The sequence below is a fragment of the Roseovarius sp. ZX-A-9 genome (genome assembly GCF_028369135.1).
Lineage (GTDB): Bacteria > Pseudomonadota > Alphaproteobacteria > Rhodobacterales > Rhodobacteraceae > Roseovarius.
Map to the genome: position 1 here is coordinate 231,766 of NZ_JAPWHW010000004.1, position 20,267 is coordinate 252,032.

Below are 20,267 nucleotides of genomic sequence, written 5' to 3' on the forward strand. Positions count from 1 at the left end.
ATCGCCGCAACAATCCCGGGAGCCACCCGCCGATGTCCTCAGATGCAGCCTTCGATCCCGTTCCGGGCCAGCCAGAGCCGGTCGCGCCACGCCTGCGGCGAATCTTGGCGCCGAACCCCTCGCCGATGACCTGGCGCGGCACCAACACCTATCTGCTGGGCAGCCGCGATATCGCGGTGATCGACCCCGGCCCGGACGACGACGCGCATTTGGCGGCAATCCTGGGCGCGCTGACACCGGGGCAACGGATCACCCATATCCTTGTCACGCATGCCCATCTCGATCATTCTCCCCTGGCAGCACGGCTGAGCGCGCAGACCGGTGCGCCGGTCCATGCCTTTGGCAATGCCCAGGCCGGGCGCAGCGCGGTGATGACGGAGCTGGCGCGCTCCGGGACGGTGGCCGGTGGTGAAGGCGTGGATCACGGTTTTGCCCCCGATATTATTCTGCAAGACGACGCGGCGCTCGAAGGGCCAGACTGGCGGCTGCAGGCGCTCTGGACGCCGGGCCACTTTGGCAATCACCTGTCGTTCCGGTCAGACCACATGATCTTTACCGGCGATCTGGTGATGGGCTGGGCCAGCTCACTGGTCTCGCCGCCTGATGGCGACTTGAGCGATTTCATGTCCTCCTGTCAGCGCCTGCTTGACCTGCGCGCCACCCGTCTCATGCCCGGACACGGCGCCCCGGTCGAAGACCCGCACGCCCGCCTGACATGGCTCATCGCACACCGGCGCGCGCGAGAGGCCGCGATCATCGAGCGACTCGCGACTGGCCCCGCCAACGCGCGCCAGATCGCCGACGCAGTCTATACCGACACGCCCCCTACCCTGATGCCCGCCGCCGCGCGCAACGTTCTTGCGCATCTCATTGATCTTTTTATCAAATCAAAGGTTGAGCCCCACGGCACCCTGACTGCTGACACGATCTTTTCGCTGCGCTGAAATGAACACAAAAATTTCTCACAATCCCTCTGGACGCCGCCATGCGTGGTTGCTATACGCCTGATCGGTATTCCGGCGTAGCTCAGCGGTAGAGCAGTTGACTGTTAATCAATTGGTCGTAGGTTCGATCCCTACCGCCGGAGCCAAAAAACCCCAAATAAGCAATAACTTAGCTTAGACTCGCCCCAAGCGAGATTGGGGGATTTTGGGCTTGTCACCGGATTTGTCACCGAATTCAGCCTTGCCGATTCCTCGCAGATAACCAAGATTCTGAAACGGGGATATTTCTCTTCTATGGAGGCGCATCGGTTGGTAGCAATATCTTGTCTAAACACGGATGCCCCCCCCCCGCATTGCCGATGCAGTTCCGCCAGCACCCCAACGGCTCCCAGGGCAAATTCTTGGTAGCGTTGCGTCATGTACTCCAAACGGCTCATTGCTGTTACCAGCCCATACCAGCCATTGATCGAGCCCTACCTCCGCTGCGATGCAGCCCATCATTCCGGACTTTCGCCGCAACGCAAAATCAAGGACGCAGCGAACTTACAGTCTGCGGACGAAGTGTAAATTCGCCGCAACTGCGCCGATGTCCGGTTCAGCGAACCGCATAACAAACGGTCGTCTTTGGGATTAGAACCGCCTCTTGTTTGCCGGAACCCCAGAAGTAAAGACACTGGGTTTTGCACAAGACACTGTCGCGCACTTAACTTACTCTCTGTTCGGTAGTCCCCACAGTTCAATCAAACGAGAAACGACTGTCTGAGCAGGCGCTCGGACCCACTCGGTACCACCAGCACCATAAGGCTCGAATAAGCTTCGCGCCGTATCCTCTTGCTTCATTGCTTCTTTGACTGAAACAAACTCCCAAGCCGCCGCGCGTTTTAGCGGCTCGGTCATGTCGGTGTTGCGGCTCAGACGTTTTTCCAAATCCCGCGTGTGGCCAATCTTACATGCGTCCGTTTGAGTTTCGCGGTAATGTACGTAAACAAAGCAGGCAGGGTCTGGCTCGACAAAGTGTCCGGATGCGGTCTCCTCGAACAATTCGCGCAGGCTCCCGATCGTGCCTTTCTGCCTTTTCTCAAGGCGACCACTTTCAAGAGCAATACGACAGGCTTCAACAAGGGCGGCACTTCGACCTTTTGTCAGCTTGAGATGTGGTTCACCATCAAGCACAGCTACTGACTCTTTTATACGGGCCATCAGCTAATTCTCCTTTTCCCAATTCAAACACTACGAGACTAAGCTGTCCTGCTCAAACAAAGGTAAGCTGACAAGCCAGTTTTCCGCTGCCAAAAATCCCGCAAAATAACTTGGCAGGCAATTGAAGGCATTGGCTCGATGGTAGTAGCCGTCATTCATACACCATGCAGCATCCGACACTCTGGGCTCCAAAGCCGACCTGCGGCGGCGCGGCATGCATCGCGAGTGCCCGGGCCCTCAGATCGACATCAACGGCCCAAAGCTGCCGTTCGACGTGCTACTTCAATGCTTCGGTCGCAGCCTAGATTGCCGACCTTCGCTATTTCCCAATATTCCCCCGCGTCACTGTACGCATCGCTTCTTCGAATGCTTCTTGTGTCGGCATTTTTTCGCCATGCTTGCCTTCTAAGGTCGTAGCGGCATTAATTGAAATTGCCTTTAGAATTACTTCAAGGAGGTCACGGATAAGGGGTTCATCATCTTTGCCAATTTCAGTAATCTGCTGTTTGAAGCCCTCGTATGATTGTGCCAATGCTTCCTTGTGAGCATATTCCTCGGCTAGACGATGCATTTCACTACGGCGTTTAGAAACCGTCAGCGTTGCCCACAAAATAGGTATCACAATTGGAAGCTTGAACAGCAACTTGTCTAAATACTCTTTTGCGCTAGAGAAGCTGATGAGTTCCCAAGACAAAGTCTGCAAGCTGAAAGATTGCGTAACTGTTGCTGCTGCCGAAAGTGCTAACAAAAAGATACCTACAAAAAACGCTCGAGAGTAAAATCGAGCGTCTCTCTCCGCCTTTATCCTTCTGTTGTTGTATGCCGTAGCGAGGCCCGCACTTGTTGCGCCAGGCAGCAATCCCTCGATTTGCTCCTGCACACCGCTAAACTTCTTCTCAAAATCCGAAACCAAATTTTCGAGTTGAGTAGTTCGTGCTTCAAGTTGAGCCTTCAATCCTCTCTCGTTTGTGTCTCCATCCGCATCTGCATTAGAGCCCATCACCTCAGAATGTATTCTATCCAAATCCGTCAGCATATTCTTTGCTGCGGTAAGTTTCTTGGTGATTTCATCACTATTTGCGACTGCGCTCGCTCTAGCTTCGACAATCTTGTTTTCGATGGATGCGGATTCAGCGTCTCCTTCTGTTAGCTTTCGATAGAAGCTCTCTGTAGCTGAAAGCATTCTATCAATATGAGACGCCTTTTCATGAATTTCAGACTGAATGCTTTTCTTTTCCTCCGTGCCTTCTAGGAGTTCAATCCTATAGGTTTCCGCCGCATCCTTAGTGCTCTTAATTGATTTCGAAGCTTCGTCAAAGATCGCCTTAATCTTGAGGATTTCTTTCTCTTGGGCTTCGATAAGCCTCTTGTATCTGCCAAATGCCTGTCCAGCTGCTTGCGCCGATTCAGTGTTGGATAAATAAGGGCTTTGTTGCATAAATCGCTTCAGGGATTCACTGTGTGAATCCAGCATGATAGCTGGGCGACATGAGCAGTTGGGCCCCTACGAAGTACAAGACCAGGAACTGGCCTTCGTACAACGCAGCGCTGAAGCAACGCGGATCGCTGTCGATTTGGTTTGATCCGGAGATGACCTGGACGCCGCCGCCAACGGGCAAGCGTGGGCGACAGCAAGAGTTCAGCGACGCGGCCATCCAGACCTGTCTGACGCTAAAAGTGCTATTTGGCTTGCCGCTGCGGCAAACCACGGGTTTCGTCGAAAGCCTGTTGCGGTTGGTTGGGTTGGACTGGGCAGTGCCCGATTTCAGCACCCTTTGCCGCCGTCAAAAGACACTGAACGTGAGCCTGTCGTATCGCGGTGCCACCGGCCCTCTGAACCTGCTCATCGACAGCACGGGCATCAAATCCGAGGGTGAAGGGGAATGGAACGCGCGCAAGCAAGGCTGCCCCAAACGGCGCATTTGGCGCAAGATACATATAGGGATCGACGAGGAAACGCTGGAGGTGCGTGCAGTCGAGGTCACCACCAGCAATGTCGGTGACGCCCCCATGCTCCCAGAATTACTCAACCAGATCCCGCCTGATCAGAACATCGGATCAGTGACCGCAGATGGGGCCTATGACACGCGCAAATGCCATGACGCGATTGCCGCCCGAAATGCCCACGCCGTCATACCCCCGCGCAAGAACGCCAAACCGTGGAAGCCCACGAGCGCCGGGGCCGTCACCCGAAACGAGGCGGTGCGTGCATCCCGCTATCTTGGCAAGGCATTGTGGCGACGTTGGAGCGGATACCACCGCCGAAGTCGCGTCGAGACCAAGGTGAACTGCATCAAGCTTCTCGGCCAATCCCTGATGTCGAGAGACTTCGACCGGCAGGTCGCAGAAATCCAGGTCCGCATCGCCGTCCTGAACCGCTACACCGCTCTTGGCATACCCGTCACAGAGGCCGTAGGATAAATCCGTCCGGGGAAAGGGGAACTCCGGACTTCAGATGATTTGTGCAACAAAGCCAGGAGCATTCCATAGTCAATACCGAATGACTCTACGATAGCGCCGAACAGTACTTTCTTCTTTTTTCTCCTGAGCGACCTCCCACGCTATCCGTTGGCGCAAACGCTGAGCGCGATCATAACTGGTTTCAGTTTCGCGTTTTGTTGCTTCGGCAAGAATTCGTTTCAAACTTTCTTCCCGATTAGGCTTTGTCGGAGATTCATAGAAAAGCCTGCGCGCACGGTGGATGGCGGCACGTAGCTCACTCGGGGTCATCAAATGGGCCGACCCGGCTCGATCGGAGGGCTTGAAACGGAGCTCCATAATATCCTTGATGTCGGCTATTTCGGTAATCTGTGGTCGCATGTTACCCCACTCAGCCATCGCGATTTTGATGTCGAGACGCCAATACGTGAAAATGCAGGCGGCCATGATTGGACTTGAGCCAGGATATCGCTTGGTCAAGGATTTCAATCGGGAAATACCACCTCCCGGAGTTCATTCCTTTTCCGGAGAATATCTTTTCGCCATGGCCTTCATCTCGCATGGCTTTGACCACTCGGCGCGAAAGACCGCACTGGTGTGCATAGAATCGGTCTTTGGTGCTCCCCCTCACGGATCGAGGTGGTACAGAACGGGCCGCAACTTTGAGAAGTTCTACCTGCTTTTCCGGGGGCAGTTGAGCAATTTCAGAGGCTTTCTCTCTATTGGTCATTCATTTTTTCCTTGGGCATGTGTCTTGACAGGTTCTCACCGTGTCAAAAGGAATATTGGTCCTTGTCGAACATCGCCAAAATGCAATGAGCCATGAGAGACGGTTATCTCCTGATCATCGGACGAGCATGCTCTGGTGAATCGTCCCACTACTTGCTGCGCTTGCCAAGAGCATCGCCTCGGTATTCAACTGTTGGGGTAATCAGTCGGCTATGGCCGGATCGTAGCGGGCATGCCGGTGTCACCGGCGAGAGAGTTTGAGGACAAGGCATTTGAGAGAAAATGATTTCAGGGACTGGCTGAGCAGGCGTGGCCATGAGGAACGGACAATCGGCGCGCGCATTAGCAATATCCGAAGAATCGAGCAGTTCATCGGTGATCTCGATGAGGCCCTGGAGCGGTCTTCGAAAGACGGACTGCTTGCACAATTTGCCTACAGCACCGAAGACGAGCGGCAGCAGCGGAGCAATCCGTCACCAGTCCCGATCGATGGTGATCTTCGCACGGGTCTCGCTACTCTGCGGCAGGCAATCGGACTATATGATGATTTCCGGAAGGACAATCATGCAGCGCCTAACATGAAGACCCATAAGGAATGGGTCGACAAGTTGACAAAGGAAGAAATTCTGAGCGTCATGGATGACTGCGATGCCGAAGGGGTCGAGGATTTCTTGCGCCGAGTCGGCTTTTCAAAACCCCAACAATGGACGACACGACCGAACAACGAGACCGCTCTGTATCCGTCCAAGGCAACAGTAGCCGCCGCGATTGCCAAGTTGCCCGACGGGCCATCACTAAACGCCAGCCAGTATTTCAATGGGGCCGGAGAAGCAGAATCGCGCGCCAAGTTACGCGAACTCGGGTTTGAGATCGTCGACAAGAGAAACGAAAGTTCAGCATCCAATTTTTCGCGTCGCGATGTCGAGATAGCAATGGTGGCATTCGACGAATACGAGAACACCGGGAAACACTCCCAAATATTCGACGCATTCGGAGACCCAAGCAGCTATTGGGTGCGTTCGACCTCACACACGGCAAAGCGCCCTTACCCAACAAAACCCATTGTTGGTTATTTATTGGATAAAACTGAATTTAACGGCGGATGGTCCCCGGGGGCCGCGGCCGCTCGGTTACACAACGCTGGCTACATCATAGTCGATTCTGAAGGTCGACCCAGCAACGCGCCAGAGCAAAGCCATCTGAAGAGCGGGGCTGATCGCATCCGAGCCTGCGCGAGCAATTACTTCATCGAACCGGCGCGCGATGCCGGAGAAGTAGGGGTCACGGTTCATGTCAGTGATCTGGCAAAGCTCATGGGCCTGACAAACGTTTTCCCGAACATCTGCCAGGCCCTGGGGGGATCCAAGTTTCTGGACATGATCGGAGCCACCAAACCCGACATCAGCGGTCCCAATCAAAGTAGCACAACGACATTCACCTATCGACTATCTCGAAGCGATGCGTTGGCAGGATCCGTACCCGGAGTTTCAGACGATATGCCTCCAACCAATCTTATACTTTATGGCCCACCGGGCACGGGCAAAACCTTTGCCACCGCGGCCGAGGCATTGCGTATGTGCGGCGAACCCGTGCCCGACGACCGCGCCGAGTTGATGGCTTCCTATAATCGACTGCGCAACGAAAAGCGGGTCGAGTTCGTTACCTTTCATCAATCCTTATCCTACGAGGACTTTATCGAGGGGCGCCAGCCCGTCACGGATGGCGCTGACGGTGTCGGCACTGGGTTCCGTCTGGAGCCCGTGTCCGGTATCTTCCGACGTATCGCGGAGCGGGCAGAAAGCGGCTTTGCGGTTCAAACGGACGACGATGCCTTTTCGCTTTCAGAGCGGCAGATCTTCAAAATGTCGATCGCGCGCGCCGACATCGCAGCCGAAGAATATTTGTTCGAAGAGGCCATATCCGAAGGATACACCTTGCTCGGGTGGGAGGACATCGACTTCAGCGACGAGCGCTTCTCTGATGTTGATGAAATTCTGAAGGCTTGCCGCAAATATGGAAAGCGCGAAGGTGAAGTGACTGCGCAATCAGGCCAGGTGGCACTCTTGAATGCCTTTCGCAATCAGATGCAGATTGGAGATGTCGTTGTCGTGAGTAAAGGCAACGGGTATTTTCGGGCCATAGGCGAGGTTACAGGCAGCTACGAGTATCTACAGCGCGACAGCCGCATCTATTGTCACCGACGTGCCGTTAGATGGCTCTGGGTGGATCGCGGTGGTGTCCCGGTGAGCGAGATATACGGCAGCAATTTTACCATGCGATCAATCTACAGGCTTGATCCCACGCGCATCGACCAAGCTTCGATTGAGCGCTTGGTAAACCGCGACAGCGATCACGGGCGGAGCGAAACTCAACCCTTTGTGCTGATCATCGACGAGATCAACCGGGCCAATATCTCCAAAGTTTTCGGCGAATTGATTACGCTCATCGAACCCGACAAACGATTAGGAATGTCCAACGCGCTGACGGCGCGCCTGCCCTATTCCGGCGAGGAATTCGGGGTGCCGGCCAATCTGCATATCTTGGGCACTATGAACACAGCCGACCGCTCAATCGCGCTCCTCGACACGGCCCTACGTCGACGATTCGAATTCCGAGAAATGCTGCCCCAACCGGAGGCACTGAGAGATGCGGCCCGGGAAAGCGGCCTCGACCTGCCGCGGATCCTGACCGCGCTCAACGAACGGATCGAGTATCTCTACGACCGCGAACACCAGATCGGGCATGCTTATTTCATTAACTGCGCCAACCGGGACCAAGTCGACGACGTGATGCGCCACAAGGTCATCCCGCTACTTGCCGAATATTTTTTCGAGGACTGGGGTAAGGTGGCCGCCGTTCTCGGAGATGCTTCTCCGGACGAGCGGACGTTGCGAGGAGGCTTCATGATCCGGGACGTTCTGAACGTTCCGCCGGGGATGGAGGATAGCTACGGCGCTCCTCGATATCGTTGGTCACTGCGCGAGGACGCATTTGATTACGCCGGGCTCGGCGGCGAATGATACAGCGAAGCCTTCGAGAGTGGGAAACGATTGCATACGGCGAAGATGAGGCGAGCATATCTGAAGCTCACGCCGCGCGGCTCATCGAGGTCGCCGGCCGTTCTCCCTTCGCCGGACGCGGTGGAGAGGGCGTGCTGGAGTATCGCCGAAAGCACCTTCGCGCGCGCGGTGTTGTCGGCGTAATCGCGTCTCCCGGTTGCCAGCTTGAGATTCTACCCAAGATCGAGGCCATCGGCGAAGCTAATGCGACTGACGAAGCCCTCCGTCGCCGTCTCGTCCACATGCTCGCAGTCGCACGGGACATCCGCATCGATGCCCGGAACTCCGCCAACCTTGGCTGGCAGCGGGACACACTTCTCGAGATCCTGATCCGCCTGTTTTGCCGCAAGATGATCGAGGCCGTACGACAGGGGATTCCGCGGCGCTACATCGCGCATGAAGACGACCTTCCGGCCTTGCGCGGTCGGCTCGACGTGACGCGGCAATTCTCGACGCTGGCAGCGCAACCCCAGACGCTCGCCTGCCGATATGACGAACTCTCTCCCAACATCGCCCTCAATCAGATAATGAAGGCCACCATCTCCCGGCTCGCCCGACTGGCGACGGCCGCCGACAATCAACGCAGCCTGCGGGAGTTGTCTTTCGCCTATTCCGACATCGCCGCCGTACCGCCCGCCGCTCTCCGGTGGGATTTGACCATCCTTGACCGCACCAATCAGCGTTGGCACGAGCTCCTTTCTCTCGCCCGGCTACTCCTCGGCGAACGATACCAGACGACGAGTGTCGGCTCTACCGACGGGCAAGCCTTGCTATTCGAGATGAGCACACTCTTCGAGGCATATGTCGCGCGGCTACTGCAGCGCGCCCTGGCAGGTACGGCATTTCGGGTGACCACCCAAGGCGGCCACCGGGACTGTCTTTACGAGGATGGAACCGGTCGCTTCCGAACACGCCCAGACATCCTGATCCGGGACGCAAACGGGATTGCGATGGTCGTGGACACGAAATGGAAGCGCATAACGCCCAGGATCGACGACCCGAAACAGGGGGTGAGCCAAGCTGACGTGTATCAACTCATGGCCTATTCCCGGATCTACGAATGCGACAGGGTCATGCTGCTTTACCCCCACCACCACGAGTTGTCAGCGGACCCAATCTGCAGGTCATATGACATCGTATCTCCTAACGGAGCGGACCGTCTCATCGTCTCGACTGTCGACGTTTCGGCCAGCCACTCATCCGTTGCCAGCGCTTTGGCATCGCTCGTGTCGAGGTCGCTGTCACCAAGGAATGCTGCGGTCATTTGATACCGCAAGTTAGCTTGCCCAGCCCGTCGAGCCGCGACGTGACGCGGACGTCGGGTCTGTTCAATATCGGGCATGTAAGGATTGATTTTTGGTGCTTGAATTGATGCTCGCAGTACGCCAAGATTCCGGGCACATCTTGGAGTCCGTCTGAAACCGGTGCACGGCCGTGTCGAAAAATCCTTTGAAATCAAGGGGACTTGACTGCGCGGAGCGCCCCCTACCGCCGGAGCCAAAATCACCTAACTGGTTGATTTCATTGGTTGAGCCCCGACAAGAGTCGGAGCCACGCGTGCACGTGCACAAATTGGTGCACAAACGCGTGCACGAACCGGTACACGGATCCCGACTCCAAGATTCCCTGGAACCCGTTTTCGGAGGCTGCCCCATGGCCGGAGTCGCACATATCCCCTACCTCGAAAAACGCCCCTCGGGCTTCTTCTTCCGACGGCGTCTGCCGACGGCCCGGCTCGAGATATCGAACCCTGGTCAAAGTTCTGCGATCTGCCTTTCACTGCGAACCGACGTCCTCTCCAAAGGCAGAGGCGATCGGCCAACTGCCGTGGCTGCCGGTCGCGCAGCCAGATCAACTGGCGTCACGCGAGACCGTGCAAGCATCGTGAGGCTTTCTCCTTCCGCTTTCACGGAAGTCATGCAAGGCTGGCAACGCCAGCCGCGCAGTTTGTTCGTAAAATCATGCCACGCATGGTTTTACGAACAGACGGAGCGCCTCTCCGGCGCAAGGGGCAGACGAGGTAGCTTTAGCTACCTATAGTCTGTCTCTATGCATAGCTTTCCCGGCCGCTCTTTCAGCAGCGGGCGCACAGTTTATACGGCAATCAAGCATAACAAATCCGGTCGAAGGCGAATACCCTTTTCCATATTCGATCAACCTCTTTTGCCGTGTCGTTGGCCCGGCTTTGGCGCGTGTATCCACGTAGGTTTGCAGCGCCTGAATCTGGGGAGGCGCGAAGAAATGGGGCAAGGCTTGCAAGCAAGCCCTGCGGTCGGAACCTATAAAGGTTTTGAGGTCGGGGAAGTGGAAAGGTGGTGGCTCAAGGGGGAAAGTAAAGAGTGTGTTGCAGAGGGTATTCAAAGGCAGGCTGTAAGCGAAGAACTAAATTTTAGTGCGTATTTTCAGCTTGATAGAAGGCGCTATGTCCACAAAAAATATGTTCCCATGTCAGAATCCAGCTCTGACTTTCAGCGATAGGCCATAAGTGGTTGTCAATGGTTATCATCAAAAGGACACGCCATGGCCTATCAATTCATGCATATAGAAACATACAGCGAGCAACCCAAGCCCGTAAAAGGGTCCAAGGATCACTTCAACAGCGCGGCACAGGTTGAAGGGGAAGCCGCCCGTGATCCGCTCTACTCGGAGCATGTGGACAGCCCCTTGCCTGCCACGCAACTCGCGGGAACTCTGACAATTGCCGATTTTAGGGCAAAACGCGCCCGTTTGCTGGCGGAGATCACAGAAACCGTCACTCTCAAGAACGGAACCACATACACCCGTAGGCTACGCAAGGATGCGGCCACGCTTTACACCGAGATTCATTCTCATCCTCTAACATCGGAAGAGTTCTTGGCAGATCCCGATGCCCATGCTGCAACCGTCAATGCATGGAGCGCGCGGGCGTTGAATGACTTCAAAGCACGTATGCCGGAGGGGATCGATTACACATCGGTTTTGCACCTCGATGAGGGGCATGTTCACATCCACATTTTGGCAATGAACACCGCCGACCCCAAGCTTGATGCAAACAAACTGCATGTGGGGAAGATGGCCGCTGCATTGCACCGGAAGGAAAACGCTTCGGATGTGATCCCCTCCTTGCCAAAACCCGAATTGGCCAGGCGCCCGAAAAAGCCCAAAAAACCGCGTCCGTCCAAGAACCGCAACACCCAGAAAAAGAATGACGCCCGTCATGCGGATGCACTTGCGGCTTGGGAAGCGGAATGCGCTGAGGTCGAGGCCGGAAACAAATTGCTGATCGATGCATGGGAGGCGGAAAACAAGGCGCATTTGCAAGAGGCACGCAGGAAACGCGGACGTCCGTCCGTCAATAAAGCCTACACCGACGCGATGAAAAAACTGCAGGACGATTACTATGAGGCTGTTGGAAAGCCCTCCGGCTTGCTTCGTGTCGGTCCGCGTCAGGCGCGTAAATCCACAAAGGAATATGCGGCTGAAAGGCGGGATGCCAAGCGTCTCGCGGATGATGCGAGGCGGCTTGAAGCACAGCGCAAGGAACTGGCGGCGAAAGATGCCGATCTTGCGGCTCGCAAAGAGGCAATGGACGCGGAGCTCGTTGAACGGGTGGCAGCACATGAGGCCAATGTGGTCGCCCTCAAACAGGATCGTGCCGCCCTGCGTCGCAAAGAGCTTGCTGACCAAAAAGCTCGCGCAGAGCGAGAAAAAGCGCAAATCGAAAAAGAAAATGAACTCCTGCGCCGCGAGAGGGAATTAACCGAGGCGGTCGATGCTATGGGGGAGATGTTCGAGGCGGTTGAGTCCGGTGAAGCTGAGGTGGTGAATGGCAAACTGCACATGCCCCGCTGGCCCGACATCGTCTCCCGCCTTCAAGGAGATGAACGCGACAGAGTGTCAACGCCCATCCGCAAGCTGATTGGGAGCTTCGCGCGTCTCGTTGTGCGGATGACGAAACGGGCGCAGGGCAGCGCCGAGCCAGAGATCGAAGTAGATGAAGCGCCAAGGTTTGGTTGCTAGTCGGGGAAAGCCTGCATGAGGGGCATATGGGCGGAGAGCTGCCGTTCGGCGCGCGTGCGAGCCAGTCTTGCCCCGAAGTAGGGAGCCGACATTCAAGCGCGCTGGAAGTCGGGCCTTGCTCTGCACCGCCGCAAGTCGGCTCTGAGCCCCAATTTGACTAATGCTGCATCGACCATGAATGTCTGCCATCATCGGCAAGTCAAAAACCTTCAACACTGTTTGGGTTTTGAACGCGGTTTGCGGCGGCGTTGGACGAGGTAATTTACGCTGGTCCAAAAACCGAGCGTTTTTGGCGCGCTCTTAAAGGGCCTCTATTAGTCAATCTGTTCGAGGAACTGCGTGACCGCCTCCACAACACCCTGAGCGATTGGCAAATCTGTATCCGCATAGGCAGCAAGGTTAGCGGCTGTGTCATCGGACGAAACAGCCTTCAACACGTGGTTAGGCTGTTCGTAATGCTACGGGCTTAACTACGTCGCTCACTTTTGAGTGATCGCTCAAATGTATTATTGAGTGATCACTCAATATAACTTAGGTCGAACTCACCAGACAAGAAACTCCCTCCCGAAAGGACAGACCATGGCAACCTTCCCGATCCATACAGTCGAATCCGCCCCCGAAGCCGGCAAACCGCTTCTGGAAACTTCGCTCAAAAACAACGGCCGCATTCCGGGCCTGCACGGTACTATGGCAGCGGCCCCGCCCCTGTTGGCCGCCTATAACTTTGCCCACCAGCAGTTCATGGCAATTTCCATGACAGACGAGGAAAAGACAGTTGTCTGGCAGACAATTAATGTCGAGAGCAACTGCCACTACTGTGTTCCAGCCCACACCGGCATCGCCAAGATGATGAAAATCGACGACGCCATCACCGAAGCTTTGCGCAACGAAACACCGCTGCCGACAGCCAAACTCGAAGCCTTGCGCACCTTCACCCTCGCGTTGATCCGTGACCGTGGGTTCGTTTCCGATGCCGAAACGCAGGCGTTCCTGGACGCAGGTTTCACTGAAACAAACATCCTCGAAATCATTCTGGGCGCTGCGCAAAAACTGATGTCGAACTACACCAACCACTTTGCTAAGACCCCTGTTGACCAAGTGTTCCAAAAGTTCGCCTGGGAAAAGAAGACAGCCGTCGCGGCTGAATGAATCAGCTGCTGGAGCGGGCCAACCGCTCCAGCACGCCCACTTCAAACCCGGGACCGAACGATGCCAAGAGCCAACAGCTTTGCAGATATCTGGAAATCGTTTCGCGCCTTGCCGCTCTGGGTGGTGATCTGGATGATGGCCCTGCTTGGGCCAATCAATATGATCAGCCTCTATGTCGTGACCGAACCCAAGGGGGCTCTTGTCTCGGCGCTTGCATGGGGCGGGATGCTGGTCAGTATACCCACGCTTATACTCCATCACGGTTTTACCAGGCTTGTCCCAGGCGGCCATGTCATCTTTTGGTTGCCGCTGGTTTTGATACTGATTTTTGTGCGGCCCGTGGCAAATGGCGCCTACGTCACTTATCTATCAATACTTCTGCTGGCGAACCTCGCGTCTCTGCTGTTTGACAACAATGATTTACGGCTCTGGTTTGACGGCGACCGTCGGGCCCCTAGCCACAAACGGAGCATATAAAATGACCGAACCTTTACGTATCGATATCGTATCCGATGTCATGTGCCCGTGGTGCATCATCGGGTATCTCCAACTGTCAAAGGCGCTGGATGCCACTGGCACCGATCACGAAATCCACTGGCATCCGTTCGAGTTGAACCCGCAAATGCCGCCCGAAGGCCAGAACACCCGCGAGCATATTATCGAAAAATACGGCAGCACGCCTGAGCAATCCGAACAATCGCGCCAGCAGATGAAAGCATTGGCGGGCGATCTCGGCTTTGATTTCGAGTGGACCAAAGACTCGCGCATGCACAACACATTCAACACCCATCAACTGTTGCATTGGGCAGACACCCAAGGCCGCATGCATGATTTGAAAATGGCGCTGTTTACTGCCCATTTCACGAACCAGCGCAACTTGTCTGACATTGCTGTTCTGGCCGATGTGGCCGCCGAAATCGGACTGGACCGTGTAGAGGCCGCCGCCGTGCTTGACGATCAGCGCTTTGCTAATGACGTGCGCAGCGCCGAACAGTTCTGGCAACAACAGGGCATTTCTGGCGTGCCTGCCATGGTTTTTGACCGCAAACATCTTGTCACTGGGGCGCAGGGCGTAGAAAATTACACCAGCATTCTGTCGCAACTCGCCGAGATGGAAGGCTAATCCATGGCCCGCGCCGCGAATTATGATCGTGACCGCGCACTCGATGCGGCCCTGACCTTGTTTTGGCGCAAGGGCTATCACGCGACATCGCTCAAGGATCTGGAAACGGCTCTGCACATGAAACCCGGCAGCATCTATGCCGCGTTCGGCAGCAAGGAAAACCTCTACCTTCTGGCGATCGAGCGTTATTTTGAAGCATCTCGCGCTGGTTTTCGCGCACAAATGGCCAAGGCCGCGACGCCGCTTTCAGGGTTGGCCGAACAGTTTCAAAACTATGCAAACCTTGCGCAGGAGGATCCGGCGCGGAGGGCCTGCATGCTGATGAAAACGGTTGTTGATACCACTTCCACCGATCCCAAAATCGCCGCCGCATCAAAACAATACCTTGATCAAATGTGCGCGGAGTTTGCCGAGAGTTTCGAGGCTGCCCGTATCGCGGGTGAGCTACCACCCGATGCGGACCCAAAGCGCCTCGCGCTGCGTTATCAAGCCAACATATCCGCCCTGCGCATCGAAATGCTCCGCGGAACATCTCGAGACGACATCTTAAAACTCGCAGCTGACATGGCCCAAGAGACGATGGAACTCGGTGCCTCAGCATGAAACTCAACGGTCCTTGGCAGCAAGCCTGTTGCAGTTGCAACATTATGAACGGTTGATCAGGGAATTAGCGGCACAAAACAGGTTCGCTCGATTTGTGGTGAACACATACGCGCCAGCGCTCCTCTCCACCCTCTTGCTGCCAATCATACCGAACGACGGGCGGTTGGTGCATCTGTCGTCCGCCGCGCAAGCCCACGTCGACGTGGACGCAATAGAGGGAAAGCGACGCCTGAACGACATGAAAGCCTATGCACAAAGCGAACTGGCACTAACCATGTGGAGCCAGGACTTCGCAGTACATCACCCGGATGGGCCTATGTCGGTGGCCGTGAATCCGGGGGATCTACTGGCCACCAAGATGGTGCGTGAGGGCTTTGGGACCGCAGGAAATGACCTGCAACGGTGTTGATACCCTGACCCGCGCAGTGCTTTCAGATGAATTTTCAGATGCGTCAGGCCGATACTTTGACAACGACAGCAAAAGCTTTTCGGCACCACATCCCGATGCGGCTGATGCGGGCAAAGTCGCAAAGGTTGTTGCCGCGATTGATGGACAGATTAAAAGCGCGCTTACATAGAGGGCGGCTACAACATCAAATCCGAACGATGCGCTATGAAGTGATCAATCAGGCGTCGGGTCAGCGCTTTTTGCGGTCCGATATCTGGCCAAACAGCGTAAATGCCCAATGTGGGCAGGTTCCAATCCGGTAGAACCCGAACCAGTCGCCCTTCGGTCAGTTCCTGCTCGATCACGCTTCGGGGGAGGTGCCAGATACCAAGCCCGGCCAGCACGGCAGCCTTGGCGGCATTTACGGTATTCACCTCAATGCGCATGTTGGTTGGGGCAATGCTCACGGATTGGTCTTTGCGTTCCAACGTCATCATCGGCGGAATTTGCGTCACGGCGATGAAGTCATGCGCCTCAAGGTCGTATGGCGTTACAATGGGCTCGCGCGCTGACAGATAGTCCGGAGAGGCAACCAGTATGCGTTCAAAATCTGCAATACGGCGGCTTTTCAAGCTGCTGCTGCGCAATGTGCCCAACCGGATCGCCAAATCAAACCCGTCCTTTACCAGATCAGTCGGCATATCGCTGCACTGGAGCGATATCGCGACCATCGGGTGCATTTTGGTAAATCCCCATAGCGCCTGGTGTAGTTTGCTGTGCTCACCGAAAGCTGGCATCGCCACATGAAGCGCGCCGACAGGTTCCTCGTTACCGGCATGAATCGCATCAAGGGCCTCTTCCCCTGCGGCGACCATCCGGCGAGCCGGATCAAGGGCGATTTGACCTTCTGGTGTCAAAGACATGGACCGCGTTGAGCGAAAGAACAACGTCACGCCCTGACGTTCTTCCAGTCGTGACAGATGGTGGCTGATCACGGAAGTTGAAAGCTTTAGACGACGCCCCGCAGCACTCAGACTCCCCGTGTCGGCGATGGCGACAAAGACAGCGAGGCTGCGGTAGTCTTCGATCATCTTTCTACTTTCTGAAAAAATGATTTCTCAATAAGTGGGATAATCAAAAAGGCGGGTTCTGTCTATTTCTGTTTTCAACACAGAGGAGACAGCAATGTTCACAAGCAATGCAAAATTCACAACCGAACGGGCCAGCAGCTACCTGCAACAACTTTGCAAGCACTTCGGGCACAAGATTGAGGTGCAGTTTGACTCCACATCCGGGCTGATCACCTTCCCCTTTGGCCAGTGTGTTCTGGCCGCCGAGCAAGGCGTTTTGGAGCTTACTATCAGCGCCGAAACCCAAGCCGAGCTAACCAAATCATGTCGTGTTATCGGCAGCCATCTTGAACGGTTCGCGTTCCGCGAAAACCCAAAGCTCGACTGGCAGCCCGTCGTTTCTGCCTAACTCTTTACTCCCCCCCCCCCTCATCAAAAACTGGAAAATACCATGACATTTAAGACCCTCTTCGCGTCCGCCGCCCTCGCAACTCTCGCCACAGGTGCATTCGCCGACGACAAAGCCACAGTGACAACGTTCTACGATCTCCTCAGCAATCCGGGTTCCGCAGAACACGTCACCGCGTTTGAAGCTGCGACGTCCGAGGACTGGACCAGCACGGGCGATTATTCCGGTAGCAAAAAAACCCGCGAGGCGTTTCTCGGTCAGATGGGTGGCTTTGCGCAGTTGATGCCAGACCTCAACTGGGCCATTCAAGACATGCACCAAGACGGTGACACATTCGTCGTGCGCAGCCGTGCAACTGGCACACCTGTCGCGCCATTCTTCGGTGTTGATGGTGAAGGCCGCAGCTTTGACATCATGACCATCGACATCCACGAGTTGGAAGACGGCGTCATCGCCCGCACCTACCACGTCGAAGACTGGGCAGGCGCGTTGCAGCAGCTTTCTGGCCAGTAAATCAAACGGTAACGGCCCAGAGAAATTTGGGCCGACACCCTGCAGGAGGACATCATGCACCGTAGAACTTTACTCACAACATCCCTCGGCGCGTCGCTTGCGTTGATCCTCGGCACACAAGTTGGAGCGCAAGAGATGGACGAAACAACACAAGCCAGCTTTGACACCGTTATGGCCTTTATGGGCGCTATGGGCAGCGGCGATGTGGAAACGATGGGCAGCCTGATGGCTGGTGATATGGTCTGGCACAGTGAAGGCGACACGACATTGCCTTGGATCGGCGAGACCCTCGGCAAAGAAGCCATCTTTGAGTTCCTTGGCGTATTTTCGACTAACTTTGAAACCACCAAATGGGAAAACACTGACGCCTTCGCCTCTGGCGATACAGTTGCTGTGTTTGGCCGTATGAATGGCATCACCACTCATAGCGGCAAAGAAATCGGCGAATTTAGTTTCGCGCTGCGTGCCAAGGTGCGCGATGGTCAGGTGGTTTTGTGGAACTGGTTCGAAGACAGCTTTGCCATCAGCCAAGCCTACCACGGTTAAGAATTCTTTCAGGTGGGCGTATCCTGCGCCCGCCTGCCGCAATGAAGGAGCGCCCAATGACAATCGCGATAACAGCCGTATCCGGTCAACTTGGCGGAGCAATTGCCCGCAACTTGATCAAGACAGCAGGTGGTGAGTCCATCATCGGCCTTGCCCGCACCCCGGCGAATGCAAAGGGTCTTGGAATCGAAATCCGCCCTGGCGACTACGGACAACCGGAGCAGTTGCGCGCGTCTCTGGACGGCGTTGATACCTTATTGCTCGTATCCGGCATGGATGCCCCCGATGCCCGTATCCAGCAACACCGCAATGTTATTGAGGCCGCTAAGGCTGCGGGCGTGCAGAAGATCGTTTATACCAGCATTCAGGGCGCTGAGGACGGCACAGCCTTCTCCCCCGTCGTCCAAAGCAACCGCCAGACCGAGGCCGATGTGCGCGACAGCGGGCTTGCCTATGCTATCGGGCGCAACGGCATCTATATCGAACCGGACGTGGAATACATCGCAAGCTACAAAGCCAGAGGCGAGATCGCCAACAGCGCCGGTGCAGGAAAATGCGGTTACACAACCCGCGCCGAACTCGCCCATGCCTATGCCTGCCTGTTGAGCAACGATACCTTAAACGGCCAGACGTTTAACCTGTGGGGCACTCCGATCAGTCAAACCGAGCTTGCCGATTACTTGAACGATGCATTCGGCACGTCGCTGACCTATCGGGAAATGACGCCAGAAGAGTACGTTGCGGATCGCACCGCCGAACTGGGCGATTTCATCGGGCCGATCATCGGCGGCATATATGAGGGTATTCGCCTTGGCATTTACGATGTGCCCAGCGACTTTGCGAAAGTCGCAGGCAGACCGCATCAAAGCTGGAGCGACTATTTCGGATCACTCACGGGCTAAAGGCCTGTCGTCGAAGGGTTCGCGCCGACACATCGCTATCCCCCGACTCCCTTGCGCCCCTGGTGACTGGGTGCACAGATTGCTGCATGCCTGACGGCACACCGCCGGATTCGGAGAAAAATCTCGGGATTGAGGATGCGCACAAAACGCAGCCCAATCCGGTCCTTTGCCGGGTAGCCGGCAGGTAGCAAGCGTCAGTTTCAGAACACTTGCGCCAGCATTCAGAACCGCTGAATAGCGCTGACGCTCAGGCGGCGCGTTTGCGGCGGCGCAGTGCGGAAAAACCGCCCAGGGATGCAAGCAGCAGCCAGCCCGCCGCTGGCAGCGGAACCGCCGTGATCGGGGGGATCGGGGTGAAGGACAGGCCAAGCACGTTTCCATTGTTGTCCCTACCGTAATTGTAGCTAATTACGTTTGTGCCATTTTGCAGACCGGCTCCGAAATTATTCGGATCAATGTTGTAATTCGACGAAAGGCCAAGGTTGCAACAGGTGACGTCGGGGGCGGCATTTTTTTCGCCGAAAACAGCGAATTCAAACGACGTGATCCGGCCGCCTGCAACCGTGAAACTGTTGTATTGCGGATTACCGACATATTCGCCCAATCCAAAGCCAGCAGTATTCGATGTCACCATGACGCTGCTGGCGGCACCCGTGGCGTCATCGTTCAGCCCGGATACGATCCCGGTGACGATGCTACCGGCGGACTGACGTTCATTACCGAACGAAAAGCTGAAACTGAGCGTCGCGGCGACCGATTGCGTGGCGCAGATACCGCAAAGCGCTACCGCCGCCGCCATTAATGTTTTGAACATGGTGTACCTCCCTAAAAATTCTAGAATCCAAAAACGAGCGTGTGACAAAAACAGGTCTTCCAAGAAATTCACGGGCGCTTAACGAAAGAAAAAATGTCCAGACACTGAAGCGACTCAGAGCTTCTCAGGTAAAAGCGTTTAGCATGAAATGCCCGCGTTTTCTACGAGAACCAACTCTCGCCCAACGGGACAGTTTGTTAGCTATGTAGTTTAGGCCGAGAACAGCGGTGGAAAAGTCGGCCACCGTAGCTGCGGGATGAGCCTGCCGCGGTGAGAGCCCCCACATTCTGCAATAGGTTGCTCCGTCCTGTGTGGATGGCTCCTTTTTTGCAAGTCCTATTTGTGCTGGCGTTTTGTCAGAAGCAGTCTTGTGTTCGGCC

Annotated in this window: 21 protein-coding genes and 1 tRNA gene; 16 read left to right on the forward strand and 6 right to left on the reverse strand. The window is 55.6% G+C overall.

All coding sequences use genetic code 11. The features are described 5' to 3' along the window. Positions 1 to 32: 32 nt before the first annotated feature. Together O3306_RS06080 and O3306_RS06085 are read left to right on the forward strand one after the other, a co-directional pair. Entirely contained in the window at positions 33 to 944 is a 912-nt protein-coding gene (locus O3306_RS06080) for an MBL fold metallo-hydrolase (RefSeq protein ID WP_272004579.1), read from the forward strand. A 71-nt stretch (positions 945 to 1,015) separates the two neighbouring features. Then, positions 1,016 to 1,090 (forward strand) — tRNA-Asn (locus O3306_RS06085). A 562-nt stretch (positions 1,091 to 1,652) separates the two neighbouring features. Here O3306_RS06085 and O3306_RS06090 read toward each other — a convergent pair. Further along, positions 1,653 to 2,144 (reverse strand): GIY-YIG nuclease family protein, encoded by a 492-nt coding sequence (locus O3306_RS06090; protein WP_272004581.1) that lies wholly within the window; start codon positions 2,142 to 2,144, stop codon positions 1,653 to 1,655. 319 nt (positions 2,145 to 2,463) lie between these two features. Continuing rightward, on the reverse strand, positions 2,464 to 3,618 hold the full coding sequence (locus O3306_RS06095) for a hypothetical protein (RefSeq protein WP_272004582.1): 1,155 nt from the start codon (positions 3,616 to 3,618) through the stop codon (positions 2,464 to 2,466). A 14-nt stretch (positions 3,619 to 3,632) separates the two neighbouring features. On the opposite strand from O3306_RS06095, the gene O3306_RS06100 reads away from it, so the two are divergent. Beyond that, positions 3,633 to 4,565 (forward strand): IS5 family transposase, encoded by a 933-nt coding sequence (locus O3306_RS06100; RefSeq protein ID WP_272004584.1) that lies wholly within the window; start codon positions 3,633 to 3,635, stop codon positions 4,563 to 4,565. Between the two features lie 69 nt (positions 4,566 to 4,634). Here the strand turns inward: O3306_RS06100 and O3306_RS06105 are convergent, their stop codons facing one another. Both O3306_RS06105 and O3306_RS06110 read right to left on the reverse strand, forming a co-directional pair. After that, complete coding sequence (locus O3306_RS06105; RefSeq protein ID WP_272004585.1) at positions 4,635 to 5,030, reverse strand: hypothetical protein; 396 nt, start codon at positions 5,028 to 5,030, stop codon at positions 4,635 to 4,637. Then, positions 4,975 to 5,313: a hypothetical protein gene (locus O3306_RS06110; protein WP_272004587.1), complete on the reverse strand. Its 339-nt coding sequence runs from the start codon at positions 5,311 to 5,313 to the stop codon at positions 4,975 to 4,977. Before O3306_RS06110 ends, O3306_RS06105 begins: the two co-directional genes overlap by 56 nt. Positions 5,314 to 5,584: 271 nt before the next feature. Between O3306_RS06110 and O3306_RS06115 the strand changes: the two genes are divergently transcribed. The 9 genes from O3306_RS06115 to O3306_RS06155 all read left to right on the forward strand — a co-directional run bounded on the left by O3306_RS06115 (position 5,585) and on the right by O3306_RS06155 (position 15,823). Further along, the gene (locus tag O3306_RS06115) at positions 5,585 to 8,332 is read left to right on the forward strand and encodes an AAA family ATPase (RefSeq protein ID WP_272004589.1); all 2,748 of its coding nucleotides are present in this window, start codon (positions 5,585 to 5,587) and stop codon (positions 8,330 to 8,332) included. Then, a complete protein-coding gene (locus O3306_RS06120) occupies positions 8,329 to 9,639 on the forward strand; it encodes an McrC family protein (protein ID WP_272004591.1) in 1,311 nt (436 codons plus the stop codon). Before O3306_RS06115 ends, O3306_RS06120 begins: the two co-directional genes overlap by 4 nt. A gap of 1,252 nt (positions 9,640 to 10,891) precedes the next feature. Further along, positions 10,892 to 12,370 (forward strand): Mob protein, encoded by a 1,479-nt coding sequence (locus O3306_RS06125; RefSeq protein WP_272004593.1) that lies wholly within the window; start codon positions 10,892 to 10,894, stop codon positions 12,368 to 12,370. A gap of 579 nt (positions 12,371 to 12,949) precedes the next feature. Beyond that, positions 12,950 to 13,519 carry a carboxymuconolactone decarboxylase family protein gene (locus O3306_RS06130; RefSeq protein ID WP_272004595.1) on the forward strand — a complete coding sequence of 190 codons (570 nt, stop codon included), beginning with the start codon at positions 12,950 to 12,952 and terminating at the stop codon, positions 13,517 to 13,519. A 60-nt stretch (positions 13,520 to 13,579) separates the two neighbouring features. Continuing rightward, entirely contained in the window at positions 13,580 to 13,996 is a 417-nt protein-coding gene (locus tag O3306_RS06135) for a hypothetical protein (protein ID WP_272004597.1), read from the forward strand. Between the two features lies 1 nt (position 13,997). After that, positions 13,998 to 14,642, forward strand: a complete 645-nt coding sequence (locus tag O3306_RS06140; protein ID WP_272004598.1) for a DsbA family oxidoreductase — start codon at positions 13,998 to 14,000, stop codon at positions 14,640 to 14,642. A gap of 3 nt (positions 14,643 to 14,645) precedes the next feature. Then, entirely contained in the window at positions 14,646 to 15,245 is a 600-nt protein-coding gene (locus tag O3306_RS06145) for a TetR/AcrR family transcriptional regulator (RefSeq protein ID WP_272004600.1), read from the forward strand. A 13-nt stretch (positions 15,246 to 15,258) separates the two neighbouring features. Continuing rightward, positions 15,259 to 15,654, forward strand: a complete 396-nt coding sequence (locus O3306_RS06150; protein WP_272004602.1) for a hypothetical protein — start codon at positions 15,259 to 15,261, stop codon at positions 15,652 to 15,654. Beyond that, positions 15,635 to 15,823, forward strand: a complete 189-nt coding sequence (locus O3306_RS06155; RefSeq protein WP_272004604.1) for a hypothetical protein — start codon at positions 15,635 to 15,637, stop codon at positions 15,821 to 15,823. Before O3306_RS06150 ends, O3306_RS06155 begins: the two co-directional genes overlap by 20 nt. Positions 15,824 to 15,830: 7 nt before the next feature. Here O3306_RS06155 and O3306_RS06160 read toward each other — a convergent pair whose 3' ends face one another. Further along, on the reverse strand, positions 15,831 to 16,724 hold the full coding sequence (locus tag O3306_RS06160) for a LysR family transcriptional regulator (RefSeq protein WP_272004606.1): 894 nt from the start codon (positions 16,722 to 16,724) through the stop codon (positions 15,831 to 15,833). 94 nt (positions 16,725 to 16,818) lie between these two features. On the opposite strand from O3306_RS06160, the gene O3306_RS06165 reads away from it, so the two are divergent. The 4 genes from O3306_RS06165 to O3306_RS06180 are packed head-to-tail and all read left to right on the forward strand — an operon-like array spanning position 16,819 to position 19,073. Then, positions 16,819 to 17,112 carry a DUF2218 domain-containing protein gene (locus tag O3306_RS06165; RefSeq protein ID WP_272004608.1) on the forward strand — a complete coding sequence of 98 codons (294 nt, stop codon included), beginning with the start codon at positions 16,819 to 16,821 and terminating at the stop codon, positions 17,110 to 17,112. Between the two features lie 42 nt (positions 17,113 to 17,154). Next, positions 17,155 to 17,625 (forward strand): ester cyclase, encoded by a 471-nt coding sequence (locus O3306_RS06170; RefSeq protein ID WP_272004610.1) that lies wholly within the window; start codon positions 17,155 to 17,157, stop codon positions 17,623 to 17,625. Positions 17,626 to 17,679: 54 nt separating this feature from the next. Further along, the gene (locus O3306_RS06175) at positions 17,680 to 18,171 is read left to right on the forward strand and encodes a nuclear transport factor 2 family protein (protein WP_272004612.1); all 492 of its coding nucleotides are present in this window, start codon (positions 17,680 to 17,682) and stop codon (positions 18,169 to 18,171) included. Positions 18,172 to 18,227: 56 nt separating this feature from the next. Next, entirely contained in the window at positions 18,228 to 19,073 is an 846-nt protein-coding gene (locus O3306_RS06180) for an SDR family oxidoreductase (protein ID WP_272004614.1), read from the forward strand. 247 nt (positions 19,074 to 19,320) lie between these two features. Here the strand turns inward: O3306_RS06180 and O3306_RS06185 are convergent, their stop codons facing one another. Next, positions 19,321 to 19,950 (reverse strand): VPLPA-CTERM sorting domain-containing protein, encoded by a 630-nt coding sequence (locus O3306_RS06185; RefSeq protein ID WP_272004616.1) that lies wholly within the window; start codon positions 19,948 to 19,950, stop codon positions 19,321 to 19,323. Positions 19,951 to 20,267: the final 317 nt, after the last annotated feature.

What these genes read in the sequence shown, in the direction of transcription:
- O3306_RS06080 (WP_272004579.1), top strand. Translation starts at nt 33, where the DNA reads ATGTCCTCAGATGCAGCCTTCGATCCCGTTCCGGGCCAGCCAGAGCCG.
- O3306_RS06090 (WP_272004581.1), bottom strand. Translation starts at nt 2,144, where the DNA reads ATGGCCCGTATAAAAGAGTCAGTAGCTGTGCTTGATGGTGAACCACAT.
- O3306_RS06095 (WP_272004582.1), bottom strand. Translation starts at nt 3,618, where the DNA reads ATGCTGGATTCACACAGTGAATCCCTGAAGCGATTTATGCAACAAAGC.
- O3306_RS06100 (WP_272004584.1), top strand. Translation starts at nt 3,633, where the DNA reads ATGAGCAGTTGGGCCCCTACGAAGTACAAGACCAGGAACTGGCCTTCG.
- O3306_RS06105 (WP_272004585.1), bottom strand. Translation starts at nt 5,030, where the DNA reads ATGGCCGCCTGCATTTTCACGTATTGGCGTCTCGACATCAAAATCGCG.
- O3306_RS06110 (WP_272004587.1), bottom strand. Translation starts at nt 5,313, where the DNA reads ATGACCAATAGAGAGAAAGCCTCTGAAATTGCTCAACTGCCCCCGGAA.
- O3306_RS06120 (WP_272004591.1), top strand. Translation starts at nt 8,329, where the DNA reads ATGATACAGCGAAGCCTTCGAGAGTGGGAAACGATTGCATACGGCGAA.
- O3306_RS06125 (WP_272004593.1), top strand. Translation starts at nt 10,892, where the DNA reads ATGGCCTATCAATTCATGCATATAGAAACATACAGCGAGCAACCCAAG.
- O3306_RS06130 (WP_272004595.1), top strand. Translation starts at nt 12,950, where the DNA reads ATGGCAACCTTCCCGATCCATACAGTCGAATCCGCCCCCGAAGCCGGC.
- O3306_RS06135 (WP_272004597.1), top strand. Translation starts at nt 13,580, where the DNA reads ATGCCAAGAGCCAACAGCTTTGCAGATATCTGGAAATCGTTTCGCGCC.
- O3306_RS06140 (WP_272004598.1), top strand. Translation starts at nt 13,998, where the DNA reads ATGACCGAACCTTTACGTATCGATATCGTATCCGATGTCATGTGCCCG.
- O3306_RS06145 (WP_272004600.1), top strand. Translation starts at nt 14,646, where the DNA reads ATGGCCCGCGCCGCGAATTATGATCGTGACCGCGCACTCGATGCGGCC.
- O3306_RS06155 (WP_272004604.1), top strand. Translation starts at nt 15,635, where the DNA reads ATGACCTGCAACGGTGTTGATACCCTGACCCGCGCAGTGCTTTCAGAT.
- O3306_RS06160 (WP_272004606.1), bottom strand. Translation starts at nt 16,724, where the DNA reads ATGATCGAAGACTACCGCAGCCTCGCTGTCTTTGTCGCCATCGCCGAC.
- O3306_RS06165 (WP_272004608.1), top strand. Translation starts at nt 16,819, where the DNA reads ATGTTCACAAGCAATGCAAAATTCACAACCGAACGGGCCAGCAGCTAC.
- O3306_RS06170 (WP_272004610.1), top strand. Translation starts at nt 17,155, where the DNA reads ATGACATTTAAGACCCTCTTCGCGTCCGCCGCCCTCGCAACTCTCGCC.
- O3306_RS06175 (WP_272004612.1), top strand. Translation starts at nt 17,680, where the DNA reads ATGCACCGTAGAACTTTACTCACAACATCCCTCGGCGCGTCGCTTGCG.
- O3306_RS06180 (WP_272004614.1), top strand. Translation starts at nt 18,228, where the DNA reads ATGACAATCGCGATAACAGCCGTATCCGGTCAACTTGGCGGAGCAATT.